At 65.8% G+C, this 15,765-nt stretch carries 14 protein-coding genes; 8 read left to right on the top strand and 6 right to left on the bottom strand.

The features are described 5' to 3' along the window. Positions 1–5 precede the first annotated feature (5 nt). The 3 genes from J8F10_RS20730 to J8F10_RS20720 all read right to left on the bottom strand — a co-directional run bounded on the left by J8F10_RS20730 (position 6) and on the right by J8F10_RS20720 (position 3,535). Positions 6–1,274, bottom strand: a complete 1,269-nt coding sequence (locus J8F10_RS20730) for a glycosyltransferase (protein WP_210656976.1) — start codon at positions 1,272–1,274, stop codon at positions 6–8. A 124-nt stretch (positions 1,275–1,398) separates the two neighbouring features. Continuing rightward, positions 1,399–2,388: a glycosyltransferase family 2 protein gene (locus J8F10_RS20725; protein WP_210656974.1), complete on the bottom strand. Its 990-nt coding sequence runs from the start codon at positions 2,386–2,388 to the stop codon at positions 1,399–1,401. A gap of 136 nt (positions 2,389–2,524) precedes the next feature. Then, positions 2,525–3,535 carry a tyrosine-protein phosphatase gene (locus tag J8F10_RS20720; protein ID WP_210656972.1) on the bottom strand — a complete coding sequence of 337 codons (1,011 nt, stop codon included), beginning with the start codon at positions 3,533–3,535 and terminating at the stop codon, positions 2,525–2,527. A 211-nt stretch (positions 3,536–3,746) separates the two neighbouring features. Here J8F10_RS20720 and J8F10_RS20715 point away from each other — a divergent pair, with 211 nt between their 5' ends. The 6 genes from J8F10_RS20715 (at position 3,747) to J8F10_RS20690 (ending at position 9,107) form a co-directional block, all read left to right on the top strand. Next, positions 3,747–4,394 carry a DUF4282 domain-containing protein gene (locus J8F10_RS20715; protein ID WP_210656970.1) on the top strand — a complete coding sequence of 216 codons (648 nt, stop codon included), beginning with the start codon at positions 3,747–3,749 and terminating at the stop codon, positions 4,392–4,394. 170 nt (positions 4,395–4,564) lie between these two features. After that, positions 4,565–5,062 (top strand): hypothetical protein, encoded by a 498-nt coding sequence (locus J8F10_RS20710; protein WP_210656968.1) that lies wholly within the window; start codon positions 4,565–4,567, stop codon positions 5,060–5,062. A 91-nt stretch (positions 5,063–5,153) separates the two neighbouring features. Then, positions 5,154–5,495 (top strand): hypothetical protein, encoded by a 342-nt coding sequence (locus J8F10_RS20705; protein WP_210656966.1) that lies wholly within the window; start codon positions 5,154–5,156, stop codon positions 5,493–5,495. Positions 5,496–5,521: 26 nt separating this feature from the next. Then, positions 5,522–6,037 carry a hypothetical protein gene (locus J8F10_RS20700; protein WP_210656964.1) on the top strand — a complete coding sequence of 172 codons (516 nt, stop codon included), beginning with the start codon at positions 5,522–5,524 and terminating at the stop codon, positions 6,035–6,037. Between the two features lie 96 nt (positions 6,038–6,133). After that, on the top strand, positions 6,134–7,558 hold the full coding sequence (gene lpdA / locus J8F10_RS20695; protein WP_210656962.1) for a dihydrolipoyl dehydrogenase: 1,425 nt from the start codon (positions 6,134–6,136) through the stop codon (positions 7,556–7,558). 103 nt (positions 7,559–7,661) lie between these two features. Beyond that, complete coding sequence (locus J8F10_RS20690; RefSeq protein WP_315854136.1) at positions 7,662–9,107, top strand: hypothetical protein; 1,446 nt, start codon at positions 7,662–7,664, stop codon at positions 9,105–9,107. Between the two features lie 43 nt (positions 9,108–9,150). Here J8F10_RS20690 and J8F10_RS20685 read toward each other — a convergent pair whose 3' ends face one another. The 3 genes from J8F10_RS20685 to J8F10_RS20675 form a co-directional block, all read right to left on the bottom strand. Further along, positions 9,151–10,473: an MFS transporter gene (locus J8F10_RS20685; RefSeq protein ID WP_210656957.1), complete on the bottom strand. Its 1,323-nt coding sequence runs from the start codon at positions 10,471–10,473 to the stop codon at positions 9,151–9,153. 235 nt (positions 10,474–10,708) lie between these two features. Continuing rightward, entirely contained in the window at positions 10,709–12,037 is a 1,329-nt protein-coding gene (locus J8F10_RS20680) for an acyltransferase family protein (RefSeq protein WP_210656955.1), read from the bottom strand. 59 nt (positions 12,038–12,096) lie between these two features. Continuing rightward, positions 12,097–13,509: a glycosyltransferase family 39 protein gene (locus tag J8F10_RS20675; protein ID WP_210656954.1), complete on the bottom strand. Its 1,413-nt coding sequence runs from the start codon at positions 13,507–13,509 to the stop codon at positions 12,097–12,099. Positions 13,510–13,945: 436 nt separating this feature from the next. Between J8F10_RS20675 and J8F10_RS20670 the strand changes: the two genes are divergently transcribed. Together J8F10_RS20670 and J8F10_RS20665 are read left to right on the top strand one after the other, a co-directional pair. Then, the gene (locus J8F10_RS20670) at positions 13,946–14,203 is read left to right on the top strand and encodes a hypothetical protein (protein WP_315854135.1); all 258 of its coding nucleotides are present in this window, start codon (positions 13,946–13,948) and stop codon (positions 14,201–14,203) included. 283 nt (positions 14,204–14,486) lie between these two features. Continuing rightward, complete coding sequence (locus J8F10_RS20665; protein WP_246523466.1) at positions 14,487–15,758, top strand: efflux RND transporter periplasmic adaptor subunit; 1,272 nt, start codon at positions 14,487–14,489, stop codon at positions 15,756–15,758. The last annotated feature ends 7 nt before the right edge of the window (positions 15,759–15,765 follow it).

The raw sequence follows: 15,765 nt of genomic DNA, 5'->3' as shown, positions 1-15,765 counted from the left end.
GCGCCTCAGCGCAGAACGGGCTTCCCGGTTCGGAACGCTTCTTCCACGATGTCCGCAGCGCGGGAGACGCCGGGTACTGCCTTCATCTGATCGCGACTGCGCTCGGACGCGGCGCGGTACTTGGGGTCGGTGAGCAGTCGCTTCAGTGCCGCGTGCAGGCGCGGCGCGGTCACGCTGCCGGGTTTCAGAATCTCGCCCGCGCCCAACCACTCCACGCGCCGGGCCACCCCGGGTTGGTCGTTCGTCACCGGAATACAGAGCATCGGCAACCCGCGTGACAACCCTTCCAGGGCGGTGTTCAGGCCCGCGTGCGTGATGAGCAGACTCGCTTTGTCGAGCAGCGAGAGTTGTGGGGCGAACGGCACCACGATCGCGTTCGCGGGCACGGAGCCGTCCCACACCGCGTCCTTCCGACCGAGGGAAAGCGCGACCTGCACATCGAGCGTGGAGCACGCTTCGAGGATCGCCGCGAACACGTGATGAAGTCGGTTCTGAAGCGTGCCGAGGGAGGCGTACACGAGCGGTCGGCCGGTCAGCTTCTCCCACGGGAACGGCGCGCTCTCGGAATCGCGCTGCGGGCCGTGCCAGGGGCCGGTGTAGTGGAAGTGCGACGGGAGCCGTTTGCGCGGGAAGTCGAACAGCGCCGGTTGCTGGGCAATTTGTGCCAGACCCACCGATGCGTTATTGCCAATGGAGTAGCGCGAAAGCCCGTGCTTCGCGCGGTACTCGTTCACCACACGCGCGAGCGGTGCCGCAGCAACCTTGAGGAGCGTGTTACCGAACCGGTTGCGGATCCGGCCGACGAACCCGGACCGGTGCTTCCAGCCGAGAACGGTTGGCGGAACGGCCGGTTCCTGGTGTACGGCCAGCGCGTTGCAGATCATCACGAACGGTAACTTCTGCGATTCCGCAACCGATGCACCTTCGGGCGTGACTTGGTCCGCCAATACACCGTCGACGCCCGATTTTGCGAGCGCCTCCGGCATGTCGCGCAGGCACGTGATCGCGGCATCTCGGAGCAGTCGGCCGGTGAGCTTCAGCGCAGCAATGCCCTTCAGTTCCGCGAGCCGGACCCGGCTCGCTGTGTACTCCCCCGACTCGTGTTCCGGTACGCCAATGGGCAGGTGCTCGAAGCCGCACGCATCGGCTTTTGGTTTCGACTCGGGCGAACCGATGAGCGAGACCCGGTGCCCGCGGCGTGCGAGCTCGCGCCCGAGTGTGGCCATCGGGTTCAGGTGGCCGTGCATCGACGGGCAAACGAGCGCGAGGTGCATGGAGGCGTTCCCAGAAACAAAGGGCAACACGCCTCAAGGTACGTGAGGGAAGGAATAATGGATGCAGGATTTTCCCTGGGACCGCGGGCGGGACGCCCGCGGTCCCAGGGAAAAGACCGGTTCGTTACGCCGCGATCGACCCGCGCCCGACGGGCAACGGTCCGCGGTCCAGGTTCCGGCGCTCGCGGACTACGTATGGTCGCTTGCCCTGGCTCTCGTAGTACACGCGCGTGAGAACTTCGCCCATCAGCCCGAGTGACACGAACTGCACGCCGATCAGCCCCGCGACCGCGCCGAGCAGGAACAGCGGGTTCGCGGTCATGCCGGGGCCGGTGGTGTACTTCATCACCGCGCTCGCCGCCACACTCACGAACCCGGCCAGTATGCACAACAGCCCCATGCTGCCGAACAGGTGCATCGGGCGCGTCTGGAAGCTGCCCTGGAACTTCACCGTCATCAGGTCGAGCATCACCCGGACCGTGCGCGTGATCGTGTACTTCGACTTCCCCGCGGTGCGCGGGTGGTGCCGCACGGGCATCTGAGCGACGGACGCGCCCTGCTGCATGATGAGCGCGGTGATGAACCGGTGCATCTCGCCGTACAGCACCAAGCTGTCGAACACCTCGCGGCGCACCGCGCGGAGCGTACACCCGAAGTCCTTGAACGGCACCCCGAGCACCTTGCGGATCAGCCAGTTCGCCATCAGGCTCGGTACTTTTCGCAGCAGCAATTTGTCCTGGCGCTTCGCGCGCTGGCCGAGGACCGCGTCGTAGCCGCCCTCGTTCATTTTCGCGATCATCAGCGGGATGTCGGCCGGGTCGTTCTGAAGGTCGCCGTCCATCGTGACGATGACGTCCCCGGCCGCGGCGTCCACGCCCGCTTGCGTCGCCGCGCTCTGGCCGAAGTTGCGCCGCAGGCGCACCACTTTCACGCGCGCGTCTTCGCGCGCAACAGTTTCCAGTTCCGTGAACGTGCCGTCGGTGCTGCCGTCGTCCACGAACACGAGCTCCCACGACCCGGTCCGCGAGCCGTCGAGCGCCTCGCGCACGCGGGTGAACATCGGGCGCACGTTCTCCCGCTCGTCTTTGACCGGCACAACTACGGATAAGAGCATGAAAGAACCCCTCCCCAAACCCCTCCCCTAAGCGGAGAGGGGCTTAAAACCATCGCGAATGATTTCGCGTCTGTCGTATTTGTTTCTGTTCCCCCTTCCTTCCTAGGGAAGGGGGGCAGGGGGTTAGGTTCTTCCCCTAGCTAACAACCACGTCCGTCATGAGCGGTTCGGAGCCGTACTGCACGAAGTCGGTGTTGAGAAGCTCGATCGGTTGGCCGTTGAGCAGGTCCGCGTGGAGCATGTAGCTCCCGGCCGGTTGCGGCGGGATGCCGCACACGAGGTCGATGTGCTCACCGGGCTTGACCACGCGAGCGAGGTGCCCGACGTGCGCTTTGTGTTTCGTCTCGCCGGCGGGGTCGGTGAGCGTGTGCCGCAACCGGGTACCGCCCGTGCCGCCGGGGGTGAACGTCCACGGTTCGATGGACGTGTTCCGCGCGCGCACCGTGACGCTGAACCCGCGCCCGGCGGGAAACGTCTTCGGGCCGATCACGGAGAGGTCCGCGCGATAGGGTCCGGGGCAGTAATCGGTGTGGACCCAGCGCCGGAACCGGTCCGGGGCGTGTTCCTCGTTGCGCGCCGCGAGCCACGCCGCGTAGTAGTCGAAGAACTCGTCGAGCACCGCCGTGCGGCCGTAAGGGAAGTGTCCGTACCGGAGCCACATCTGGCGCCGGGCGGTCGCCAGATCCTCATTGGTCATGAGCAACTTCGCCACGGTCGAAGCCAGCCCGGTTCGGTCCGCCCCGCGATGACAGTGCATCACGATCGGGTACGCGGTGTGGTCGAACACATCGATGAGGCGCTTCACTTCGACCGGCGCCGGGTAGCGCTTCGCGGAAAGGGTGATGTCTTCCTGGTTGATGTTCGCGGTGTGCGTAGTGCGGCACTCGCCGAGGTACCACGGCATGTTGCTGCACACGCCGCGCAGGTTCACAACCGTGCGAATGCCCTTTTCGGCAATGAACTGTTGGAGCTGTTCCGGCTTGAGTTGCGCGGTGCGGTACACCCGGCCGGGAATAACGGTGTGAACGTTGGTGAACGCGACCACCCGCAGGAATTCCGCACCGAATCCGAGCGCGACGGCACCGCCCGCGAGCTTGAACAGCCGGCGGCGGGAGAACCTGCGCACGGGGGCGGGAGCGGGCGGCAATGCGCCTGATCCCGGTGGTACGGGTGTCGAGGGAGTTTCGGGTGCGTCCATGCGCCGCGGAGAATGCCACAAGCCGGGCAAGGGCGAAAGGCCAACTTTCACAAAGCCGCGAGCCGGCGCTACGGGCTTGGCACGAGAACGGTGGCGTGTTTCAATAGCCGCTCTCGAACCGACCCGTTTTCGTTCGGGAACCTACATACCCGGGATCAATATGCCCATTGTCCCTTGCCCGCACTGCTCCAAACCGGTGTCGCTCCCCACTCCGTGGACCGGGACCGCGTACACGTGCCCGCACTGTCGGCGCGTGGTCCCCACGAGCGAAGTCTCCCCGCCCGCGCCCCCGCCTCCGCCGGCGCGAGTTTCGGCACCGCGGGCCTCGGTACCTCCCCCGCCGCCGCTCCCTCTGCCTCCTCCGCCCCCGCCAGCACCGGAGCCGGAAGAGGATTTCGACATTGACCCGGTCCCGCGGCGCCGCCGGCGCCGATCAACTAGCCCCCTTATCGACTTCATCACGTTCCGGTTGATGATTACGCCCGTTCTCATCCAGATCATGTTCTGGTTCGGGGTGCTGGTGTGTATCGGACAGGGGCTCAGTTTGATCGCTGCGAGTTTCGCCGTAGCTAGCACGGACATCATCCCGTTCGACGAGCGCGTAACTCGCGTCCCGGGTGGGGGAGATCGACCGAATATCAAGGAGACGGCCAAGAGGACGTTCTCTTTTGGAATGTTCGCGTTCGGCGTGGGCATCATAGTCATGGGGCCGCTCTTCGTTCGCCTCTACTGCGAACTGCTCATCATCATCTTCAAGATTCACGACGAGTTGAAAACCTCGAACGACCGGCAGCGGTACCGCACCTGACGACCAACAGGGTTCACACGTTCGACCCGCGGCCCCGATCAATCGCTCCGGCCCCACCAGGACGACCCGGTCGCCGCGGGCGACTCGTTAAACGCGGCTTGCTTTTCTGACACGCCTCGATTCAACTATCCGGACTGAACTTCACTTGCGAGCAATGTCCGGAGCCGCCCATGCCCATCACATTTACCTGCCCGTGCGGGCAGACGCTCTCAGCCGATGATGAACGCGCCGGCTTACCGGTTCGGTGCCCGTCGTGTTCGCAAACACCGATCGTACCGCACCAGCTCTGGGACGCGCCGGAGCGGTCGGCGCCCGCGCCCGATGCGGCGCCCGCCGTGGGTGCGAAACCGTGGTTGAAGGGAGCGGACCCCGCGCCGGCTCAACCCGGCGACCCCAACAGCCCGTTCGGGTTCACCGGCCCCGCGGACACCGCCCGGGCGCGCGACCGGCAGGTGCAACTCGAGGAGAAGGGCCGCGGGAAGAGCGTCGAGGGTGGTATCCTGAACAGCGGTGCGATCGGTGGTTTGCTCGCCATGATCGGTGCGGTCGTCTGGTTCGTCGCCGGGCTCGCGTTCGACACGATCTTCTTCTACCCGCCGATCCTCTTTGTCATCGGCCTCGTCGCGTTCTTCAAGGGCCTGATGGCGGGGCCGGAACAGCACGACTAATTGTTCCAACGCCGCTTGCTTTTTCGGCGAACCTCGGCTCAACTGCGCGGGTCTGGTTTTACGCCGATATCCCGCTCGCGCGAGCCGCCCAATGCCAATTACATTCAACTGCCCGTGCGGAAAGACACTGCGCGTTCCCGACAGTTCCGCGGGAAAACGCGCACGGTGCCCCGTGTGTAACGCGATCGCCAGCGTGCCCGAGCCCGAACCCGTGTTCGAGATTGCAGAGGAGCTGCCCGAACCGGTTGAAATTCCGCCCCTGGCCCCGCCAAAAGCCTACGGCAAGCCGCGGTACGATGACGACGATGACGACAAGACGCCTTACGGCCTGATCCAACCCCCGCCGTCCAGTTCCACTCTCGACCACGACGGTCAACCGCGGAAGAAGGACGGGTTGCCGAACTTCAACAAGGGACGCAAGAACTACGGCTGACGCCACCCACACGCCCACGGTACCCAATGCCCATTACGTTCGATTGCACATGCGGAAGGCATTTCAGTGTCGGCGATGCGTTCGCCGGTAAACGGACCAAGTGCCCGTCGTGCGGCACCCCGCTAACCGTTCCCGTCCCCGAAGCCGCGCCGCCGGAACCCGGTTTCGCGGAAGACGAAGCCTACCGTGCGCTGTTGGAAAGCCCCGATCCGGAGCCATCAAAAGCGCCGGCCTGGACCGCGGCTCCCGTGCGCGAATCGGCCGAACCGGAGCGCTCCCAGAAAACGGTCCCGAAGATCAAGGCCCGTGAGCCCGTGCGGGCGCCGGATTACAACTCCTACCCCGAATACGCCCCCGAACCGCGGCGCCCGGCGATTCACATCTCGCCCGCGGTACTCGGCGGGGTCGGGTCGATGATCCTCGCGGTTGTGTGGTTCGGTTTGGGCTGGGCCGCCGGGCGAATCTACTTTTATCCCCCGATTCTGTTCCTGTTCGGGCTGGTGGCCGTCGTTCGCGGGGTTCTGGGCTACTCCGAAGACTGACCCACGCGGCCGGCCTCCGCGTATACAATTCCATCAAGGCGAGCGGGGGGCGAATGCCCCCTGTTTCTGTTGGTGCTCGCACTCACGGAGAATCCCATGTCCGACGTTCGCGAAACGCAGCTCCTCGTCATCGGTGGCGGCCCCGGCGGGTACCCGGCCGCGCTCCACGCCGCCGACCACGGGATCAAGGTCACGCTGGTGGACGAGGGGGCCAAGCTCGGCGGCGTGTGCCTCAACCGGGGGTGCATCCCGAGCAAGGCGCTGCTGCACACCGCGAAGATCATTCGCGAAGCGCACGAGATGGCGAATTTCGGCGTCACGTTCGGCGAGCCGACGCTCGATCTCGCGAAACTGCGCGACTTCGTGCAGGCAAAAGTGGTCGGTAAGCTGACGGGGGGTATCGGCCAGCTCACGAAGGGCCGTGGGGTCGATGTGGTGAAGGGCCGCGCGGTGTTCACGTCGCCCAACACGGTCGAAGTGACCGGCGACGCGCCGCAAACGATCAAGTTCCAGAACTGCATCATCGCGACCGGGTCGCTCCCGGTGGTGCCGAAGCCGTGGCAGATCAACGACGACCGCGTGATGGACAGCACCGGCGCCCTCCTGTTGCCGGACGTGCCGAAGAAGTTCCTCGTGATCGGCGGCGGGTACATCGGGCTGGAAATCGGCAGCGTGTACGCGGCGCTCGGCAGCAAGGTGACGGTGGTGGAGGCGCTCGACCGCATCCTCTTCATGGCCGACAAGGATCTCGTCGACCCGCTCGAACGGAAGCTGAAGGCCGAGTTCGAGGCGATCTACACGAGTACGAAAGTGATGGGGCTGGAAGCCACGAAGGACGGCATCGTCGTGAAGCTCGAAGGCGCGGGGGCGCCGGCGTCGCTGACGTTCGATCGCGTGCTCATCTCCGTCGGGCGCCGGCCGAACTCCGCGGGCCTCGGTCTCCACAAGGCCGGCGTGAACGTGACCGAGAAGGGCTTCATCCCCATCGATAAGCAGCGCCGCACGAACGTCCCGCACATCTTCGCGATCGGCGACGTGGGCGAGGAACCCGGTCTCGCGCACAAGGCCACGGCGGAAGCGCGCGTTGTGGTGGAAGTGATTCACGGAGAACCGGCGGAGTGGAACCCGCGCGCGATCCCGGCCGTGATCTTCACCGACCCCGAAATCGCATGGGCCGGCATTACGCAGAAGGAAGCCGACGAGAAGAAGATCCCCTACGAGGCGCTGAACTTCCCGTGGGCCGCGAGCGGTCGGGCCGTGAGCATCGCGCGCACGGAAGGGCGCACGAAGATGCTCGTCGACCCCGAAACCAAGCGCATTCTGGGAGTGGGGATCGTGGGCGCGGGGGCCGGCGAGATGATCGCGGAGAGCGTTCTGGCGATCGAAATGGGCGCGGTGGCGCGCGACGTGTTGGAGAGCATCCACCCGCACCCGACGTTGAGCGAAACCGTGATGGAGAGCGCCGAACTCGCTTACGGCGCCGCCACGCACGTCGGCCGGCCGCGCAAGGCAACGAAGTAGCGCACGCGGACGGTCGGTAACTCGAAACCCGGGGTCAATCGCCCCGGGTTTTCGGGGTAGAATGCTCCCCAATCTCCCCGAACGAGAACAGGAGCGCTCCGTCGTGCCGACACCGACCCCGCTGACCGGTTACACATCGTACAAGGGTTTACCGCCACTCGCCGGGCTTTGCACGCTCGAAGAGGCCGCGCGCCCGGGTCTATCTGTCGAAGAATGCGTCCGGCGACTGAAGCGCTTCCACTACTGCTTCAAGCGGCTGCACCAGATCCTCACGGCCCGTATCACCGCGGAACCGATCTACGAACTGAAAACCGCCTTCGCGCACCACGCCTATTTGTGCGCGGAACACGTCACCGCGCTGCGCACGCGCATCGGTGAGATGCGCGAGCCGCCGTTGGGACTGGAGGACATCCCGCACCCGGCGCTGGAAGCGTTCTTCGATGAGATTCAGTGCGCGCCGACAACGGAGGAGTTACTGTTTGGGTTGTACGCTTGGGCGTTTCAATCCCTCGAAGCCGCCCTCGTGATGTACCAGTCCGAGACGAACCCGTTGACCGATGCTCCCAGTCGTCGGGTTATCCGATTTGCGCACCGGGAAGTCTGCGAGATGCACGACTTCGGAAGAACGGCAATGAAGGCTCTCGGAATCGATGTGGAGAAGCTCAAGGAGGATCAAGTTCCTGCGGTGTGGGATAACAACCTGTCCAACTTGCTCATCGAGGCTGGTGGCTTCTACGCCGAAGAACCTCCAGGCAAACCGATCACCCGCATCTACTCCGCCAAACCCTACCAATACGACCCGCTCCCCAGGCGCGATGGGCGGTTCTCGGACCCGTGGAACCAGGGCGTGAACGCCGAATCGTTCCTGTACGACCCGGCGAAACCGGCGCGCGCGAAGGCGCTCATGATGCTCTACAAGCGCCTGCGCGAGATCGACGTGCCCGAAATGATGGCGTCGATCATCACGCAAACGCCTGGCAAGCCGTGGGGTTACTACCGCGACATGACCCGCCAATTATGGGACGAGGCCCGGCACGCGATGATGGGCGAGGTCGGGTTCGTTGCGCTCGGCGTGGACTGGACGAAGGCGAAGATCACGTTCAACTGGTCGCACCGGCTCAACACCGAGTGTACCCCGATGGAGCGGCACGGCGTGCTGTACTTCATCGAACAGGGGCTCATGCCGCGCACCGGGAAGCGCTACGAGTTCGAGGTCGCGCGGGATTCCGGGCTGCCGCTGATGGCCACGCTGCAAGACTTCGACTGGGCCGACGAAGTGCTCCATTCGCAGATCGGTCGCGCGTGGTACGTGCCGCAATTCGGCAGCTTAAAGGAATCGCTCGACTACGGCGACGCGGCGTGGTCGAAGGTGCTGAGCAACTGGGCGACCGTGAAAGAGCAGGGGCTCACGCAGCACGAGAACTGGTGGCCCGCGGTGTACGCGATGGCCTGCGCCGCAGAAGGCGTGCAGCCGGACGCGGTCGTGCTCGCGTTCGATGAAACCTACGAGGGCAAGCGCGCCGACCTCCAGCGCATCGCGGCCGAGTAATGAAGCGACCTACCCCCAACCCCCTCCTTCAAGGGAAGGGGCTTCAGACCAAAGGCCGTGTCTGCTCCCCTTCCCTTGAGGGAGGGGGTTGGGGGGTAGGTCGGGGCGAGCGTCGTACCACCAAAATGCCTGCGAGCAGCACCGCCACGCTTCCGATTCCCGCGGCCATCCCGAACAGCACCGGGCCGACACCGACTTCCGTAATCATGTGCCCCGCGATCAGGTGACCGAGTGGGGCACTCGCGCTCAACGTCATGGCCCAGAGTGCCATCACGCGCCCGCGCACCTCGTCCGGCACCGCGAGTTGGAGCGCGGACTGTGCCGTCGCCAGGAATAGAATCATCCCGAAGCCGATCGCGGCGCAGCACCCGTCCGCGGTCCACGCCCGGTCCGCAAACCCCAACCCGGCCATCCCCCCGGCGCACACCGCAACGCCCATCAACATGAACGCCCCGCGGCGCGACACGCTCCCGAAGGTGGCGGTCATGAGTGCGGCCCCGAGAGCGCCCGCGCCGAGTGAACTCAGCAGGAAACTGTACGCTTCTTCCTTCAGCCCGAGCCGGAGTTTCGTGTACGCGGGGAGCACCGTGATAATGGGCCAGCCGAACACGCACAGCGCGAACGTGAGCAGCACGACCGCGCCCATTGCGGGGTGGGCGCGCAGATAACCCACGCCGGCCCACGCGGACGCGACGGGTTTTTCGTGTGCCCGGGGTTCGGGGATGCCGCGCAGCGCCCGGAGCACCGCGATAAAACTCAGCGCGTTCAGCGCGAAGCACGTCGTCGCGCCGAGGGTGACCGCGTTCGCGCCGTCGGGCAGGTACGGCAGCACCGCGCCCGCGACGACGAACAGCACGCCCGCGAGCGCCGGGCCAACGGCGCGGGCGGAGTTGAAGACGAGTGAGTTCAGCCCGACCGCGTTGATGAGGTCTTCTTTGGGCACGAGGTCCGGCACGAACGCAAGCCGCGTGGGGAAGTCCACGGCCTGGATCACGCCGTTGAGTGCGATGAGGGCCAGTACGAGGGCCGGCGTCGCGAACCCGCATCCGACCACCGCGGTGAGTGCGAGTGCGTTCAGGAGAAAGGCGGTCTGCGTGGTGGATACGAGTTGGCGCTTGGGGTACCGGTCCGCGAGTGCCCCGCCCCACGCGCCGAGTAGGAGCGTCGGCCCGATCTGGGCGACGAGCAACCACGACGGCCAGCGCGGGTCGTTGGTGCGCTCGTACATGAGCCACATGAGTGCGGCCGACTGCATCCACGTGCCGACGAACGAAACGATCTGCCCCGCGAAGTACCGCCGGTAGTTCGGGTGCCGCAGCGAGCGGAACGTCGTTTCCTTCAGCGCGACCCACAATCTGCCGTCCATAGTCACGAGCCCATGACCCTCCGCCTTCTCCGGTTCGGCCTGGGCGCCGACACGGAGAACAACGGGCTACGGGTTCATGACTATGAACACTTCAGTCGCCCTTCATTGTGGCGCTCGGTGGAGATGATCTGGGGGCGCCTTCACGGAAACTACCGAACGCGAGGTTCGGTTCACTTTTGGAGGGCCGTGCCCCGCCCGAAATGAATTGGCGTGGGTCGCGTGACATTCAACGGGTTCAACGCGCACGGCCAGCTTTCGTGGCGTCGAGGTCCCGTTCCTCCGGCTGAAGACTCGAATCCGGTGGCGCGCTCGGTGGCCGAGTGCCCGGACGGCCTGCACCGGCGGCTGCCGGGTGCGCGGAACCGGCAGCCGGCAACCGCCGGCGTTCGCTCCAGGCGATGAACCACCGGCCCAACTGTTGGCCGGGTATCTCGATCAGGCGGTAGGTGATGAGCGAAGCAGCGACTGTCAAGCCAAGTGTCGTCGCCAGAAGCATGCCGAGGGCCGCCAGCGGCGAGAGTCCGGCTGTCCCCGCCAGGGCCAGACCGCCTTCTGCGAGGTCCAGGGCGGCGAAGTGGGTGATGTACGCGCTAAAGCTGATCGTCCCAATGCCGCGGGTGACGCGGTTTACCAGCACCGGCGACGGGCACAGCGACAACCCCCACCCAGCCAGCACGAACGCCACCCCGAAAAGGGCGTGCCCGAGGTACAAATGCAAGTCGCTGATGGTGGCTGCCGCAAGGAGGTACGCCGCGGTCGTCAGAAGCACCCGCCCCCTAATCCGGCCCGGGTCTCGGCCCGCGGAAGGTGACCGGAGGCGCTTGCGGACGAGAAAGTATAAGGTGATTCCCAGGAAAAACACTGGCATCTGGGCGGGCAGCCAGTACCAGCTGAAGAGCCCGGCCGCCCGAGGGTCGGTCCCCAGCACCCGCGGTAACCCCGCTGCAACGACGGTGCTCAAGAGCCCACCGGCTAACAAGGACACCAAGGCCGCCGTGACGGCGGTCTCGGCCCGCCGGATCCGGGCGTACAACAATGGGACGAGCAGGTAGAACTCCATCTCAACGCCGATTGACCACCCGCCCGGTACGACCCGATTGGCCCAATCCGGGTGCCACACGTGAACGAACCCGAGGGTAGCGAGGATGGCGGCCGCCGAGGGTCGGGCGGCGTCCGGCCATCGGGCGTCGTACCACAGGTAGAACACGGCGGCGAGGTAGAACAGAGGGGCGATGCGGAAGAACCGCCGGAGGAAGAACGCCGTGAGTGGCCGCGCCTGGGTCCCGCGGCGGCTGTCGAACGACAGGAACAGCGTCAGGGCGCTCACGACGAAGAAGAGTTGGACGCCCTCTCCCCCGGCTGCCGCGATCTGTTTCACCACCCGGGGCAGTCCGTCCACGCGGGGAACGACGTGGTGTACGAGGACCCCGAGAAGGGCAAATCCGCGGAGGGCATCGATGAACCCGTACCGGGCGACCGTGCTCTCGGGTTTGGGTGCGGATCCATGAGTTGAACAGTCCCCTCCCGGTCCCGTTGCACCGGGCTCAGCGGCTGTCGCTTTCATATCCTGGTGGCCTCTGGACTTTGGTTTTGATGTCGACACTCCGCTCCGTCATGCGGGCGTCACCGGCCAGAGGAGGCCGCCATGCGGTACACGCGAACCTCGGCCGACACGAAGCCGCCGATCAGCAGTGTTTCGGTCGGCCGCCACCGATCGGACTGGGCGATGGCCTCGGCCAGCGGTCCGGGTCCGAACGGCTGAACGCCGCGTCTGACGTGGTCCCTTACGTCCGACGCCGAGGCGTTGGCGGCGCGGATGACCAGGATGTAACCCGTCCCCAGCGACTTCGGGTCGGTCCCACCGCCGACCGCGGGGCGGTCGAACTCCCGAACCCGTTCTGACCCGGCCGCTAGGTGGCTGTACTGCTTCAGCCCTGGTCCGAACTCATGCAGGAGGGGCCAATAGACCGCCCCCGACACGTCCGCAGCGCCTGGCAGCGGGTCGTCGTAGATAACGGTTACCGCTTCCGAACCGAGAGTGCGGATCAAATTGGCGATAGGCCGGTGCGGGCCGTGGGCGAACTGTTCACCGTGGCAGGCAAGTTGGGCCGACCCATACAGGTTGGCGGCCAAGACAGCGGCAACTCCGATCAGGGCCGCCGCCCGCAGCAACCGGTTGCGGGCGCCGACGCCCGCCCCCGACAACACGGCCAGGCCGGGAAGCGCCCAAGTGTTGTAATGAGCGGCGGCCGCGTTGAACCAGGACTGGACCACTGACGCGGCCACCACCACGGCCAGGCCCGACGCCACCGTGACCGCCAGCCCGACGGTCACGTCCCGTGTTCGTGGGTCGGCCGCGGTCCCGGCCGCACACGCCAGGGCAACGATCGCACCGGCCAGACTGAAGCCGACCGCGACCCAGGAAACCGCGATCGCCGAATGGCTGAACAGCCGGTACCCGAGGCGGACCAATCCGACCAGTTTGGTGGCGGCCGGGTCGCCCGCCGCCCCGGAAGAGATGCCCGTCGATGCGACCACGAACGGACCGAGGCCCGCGGCCGCTATCGCGAAGATGGCGGCCGCGATTAGAACCGGCCCGATGCGGTCGCCGCGGCGCCGGAACACGAAGAGGGCCGATACGAAGGCCCCCCCGCTCACCACCAGCCCGAAGAAGTGGGTGTACGCGGCCGCCAGTCCGAATCCCGTCAGCGCCCCTAGCCACCGCCGCCGAAAGGCGGGCGGGGAGGTGAGCAGGCGGACAAGCGCGTAATAGACCGTGGCCGAGAAGAGGATGAGCAACGGGTACGCGCGGATCTCGACCGCCTGTACGACCACGTTTGGCGACGAGGCGAACACCAGGCCCGCGGCAACTGCCGGCCCGGTCCCATAAGCGCGGCGGGCAGTGCTGAAGACGACAGATGTGGCCGCCGCTACACACGCCACGCCGAACCACCGCATCGCCGGCTCGGTCAGGCCGAACATTCGGGACCACGCCCAGCCCGCCCAATAGCTACCGGGCGGCATGCGGTCACGCATTACGTTTAAATCCGGCCGGGCTTGGCCGGTAAGCCAGCCGACAACGTCGACCGGGCCGAGCGAAAGCCCGCCCAACTGGGCGGCTTCATCGGTCCAAAGGCACTGGTGTGGTAAGAAAGCGGCCGCCGCCAGCACCGCGCAAGCCACACACGCGAGGCGCCCGGCCGGCCCATAAACACGGGTGGCGCGTGCCGTCGGCAAGTTAGTTTCGCCATCCATAAATGTTCCCTGTCAACGGTGGAGACGGATCGTACATCGCTGATCGGCGGGAACCGTTATGGCCGGCTCGCGGCGAACTTCGAGATTCGTGCGCGTTCGAGAATGGTATAGCGCGAGATTGGCCGTTCGGGTAGTACAGATGGGAGCCTTTTGGGTTCTAATGTGCACGTACTCGATGGACCTGCGGGAGCGACGACGCCCTGGCGGGCCACAAACCGTGTTGGCATACCTGCGCGATATCGTAGGCAATCCGTTCCGCCCCGTGCTCTTCTCCCCCTCGTGGCTCACCTCCACCGCGGTCGCAATCGTGGCGCAGATGTACGAGTCGCGTGATTTCAGTGCGATGCCCATCCTGGCTGACGCGCTCCAAGACGCGGGCTGTGACATCGCCGATGTGCTGAGTCACTGCCGCGATGCGAGTCTGAACCACGTGCGCGGGTGTTGGGTTGTGGACCTCGTGTTGGGGAAGAGTTGATTCACGCTGGCGAATTGCGCGGTTCACCGCATACCGTAAGAAGCCACTCAAAGCGGTTGGCGTTTTTTACCCCACGAGACGAAAATACGCCGATCGCCAGCGCGAAATCGGCGCGCCAATCCGAACCGCTCATTTTCTAACTGCAATCCTAATTCATTTCGCCATAGTTACTTGTGTCTCATTGTGCGGTCCTTGCGATTCGGGCACGGTGGTTGCCTTGAGCTGGTTAACGTCACCCGACTGCCACTCGTGTCGTTGATTGCTCCCGCCGAAGGACACCGCAATGCCCACGAGCCCTCCCAATCGCCCGCCCCGCGCTCGCTTTCTCGGATTGCTCGTTCTCGGCATGCTCGCCGGCGTGCTCGTGGGGTGCCAGCGGAAGCCGCCCCAAGCCCCGCCCGCGGTGACGCCGACCATCCCGGTTAGCCACCCAATCGAGCGCGAGGTCACGGACTTCGCCGAGTACACCGGGCGGACGGACGCGGTCGAGTCCGTGAGCGTTCGGGCGCGGGTGACGGGCGAACTTCAGGCGGTGCCGTTCGGGGAAGGGACCGAGGTGCGCGGCCCCAAGCGCCTCGGGTGGCTCACGCTGTTCCCGGGCGACCTGCTGTTCCAGATCGACCCCGAGCCGTACCGGGCGATGGTCGATCAGGCGGAGGGGCAGCTCCAGCTTTACAAGGCCCAGCGCGTCCTTGCGGGTTTGAACTACGACCAGGATAAGCAGGCCTACGACGCGGGCGCCGGGAGCATCTCCCAGATCAACCTGGACAAAGCGAACGTGGACTCGGCCGACGCCCGCATTCGGACCGCCGAGGCCGCACTCAAGAGCGCCAAACTGAACCTCGCTTACACCGAGATCCGCGCCCCGATCAGTGGGCGCGTGAGCCGGTACTACTACACCCCTGGCAACCTGGTGAGCGAGAACCAGACGCTGCTCACCACGATCGTCTCGATGGAGAAGATGTACGGCTACTTCGATGTCGAGGAGCGGACCTTTCAGCGGCTCGTGGGGGGATCAACGAGCTTACTTCCGACCGTCGCCGTCCGCATGGCGATCGAGGGCGAGACCGGCTTCCCCCACCGCGGCAAACTCGACTTCATCAACAACCAGGTGAACCCGTCCACGGGAACGATCGCGATCCGGGCGGTCTTCGACAACGAGCGGGCCAAAGGGGGAATGTGGAAACTGCTCCCCGGGATGTTCGTCCGCGTGCGAATTGATCTCGGCGGGGCGTACCGGTCCGCACTGGTCATCGATCGAGCGCTCGGGTCCGACCAGGGGCTGAAGTTCGTGTACGTGGTCGACGGCGAAAACAAGGTGCAGTACCGCCGGGTGAAAACTGGGGCGCTCCAGGAGGACGGGCTGCGGGTGGTCGAGCCGTACAAGCCCGGGACCGACAAGGAGCCGGAATCCGGAGTGAAATCGACCGAGTGGGTCGTTGTCGGCGGGCTGCCGCAGTTGCGCCCGCGGGCGGAGATCAAACCCGAACAGATCGCGATGCCCACGACGCTCTCCGGTGGCGATTCGACCCCGCGCCGTCCCAAAAAGCAGTGAGGGCACG

Origin of the sequence: Gemmata palustris (assembly GCF_017939745.1) — a bacterium.
GTDB lineage: Bacteria > Planctomycetota > Planctomycetia > Gemmatales > Gemmataceae > Gemmata > Gemmata palustris.
The sequence above is the reverse complement of the archived record's forward strand: the minus strand, read 5'-3'. Positions and strand labels throughout refer to the sequence as shown.

Excerpts from the sequence above, each read along its gene's own strand:
- J8F10_RS20730 (WP_210656976.1), bottom strand. The coding sequence starts at position 1,274 with ATGCACCTCGCGCTCGTTTGCCCGTCGATGCACGGCCACCTGAACCCG.
- J8F10_RS20725 (WP_210656974.1), bottom strand. The coding sequence starts at position 2,388 with ATGCTCTTATCCGTAGTTGTGCCGGTCAAAGACGAGCGGGAGAACGTG.
- J8F10_RS20715 (WP_210656970.1), top strand. The coding sequence starts at position 3,747 with ATGCCCATTGTCCCTTGCCCGCACTGCTCCAAACCGGTGTCGCTCCCC.
- J8F10_RS20710 (WP_210656968.1), top strand. The coding sequence starts at position 4,565 with ATGCCCATCACATTTACCTGCCCGTGCGGGCAGACGCTCTCAGCCGAT.
- J8F10_RS20705 (WP_210656966.1), top strand. The coding sequence starts at position 5,154 with ATGCCAATTACATTCAACTGCCCGTGCGGAAAGACACTGCGCGTTCCC.
- J8F10_RS20700 (WP_210656964.1), top strand. The coding sequence starts at position 5,522 with ATGCCCATTACGTTCGATTGCACATGCGGAAGGCATTTCAGTGTCGGC.
- lpdA (WP_210656962.1), top strand. The coding sequence starts at position 6,134 with ATGTCCGACGTTCGCGAAACGCAGCTCCTCGTCATCGGTGGCGGCCCC.
- J8F10_RS20685 (WP_210656957.1), bottom strand. The coding sequence starts at position 10,473 with ATGGACGGCAGATTGTGGGTCGCGCTGAAGGAAACGACGTTCCGCTCG.
- J8F10_RS20680 (WP_210656955.1), bottom strand. The coding sequence starts at position 12,037 with ATGAAAGCGACAGCCGCTGAGCCCGGTGCAACGGGACCGGGAGGGGAC.
- J8F10_RS20675 (WP_210656954.1), bottom strand. The coding sequence starts at position 13,509 with ATGCGTGACCGCATGCCGCCCGGTAGCTATTGGGCGGGCTGGGCGTGG.
- J8F10_RS20665 (WP_246523466.1), top strand. The coding sequence starts at position 14,487 with ATGCCCACGAGCCCTCCCAATCGCCCGCCCCGCGCTCGCTTTCTCGGA.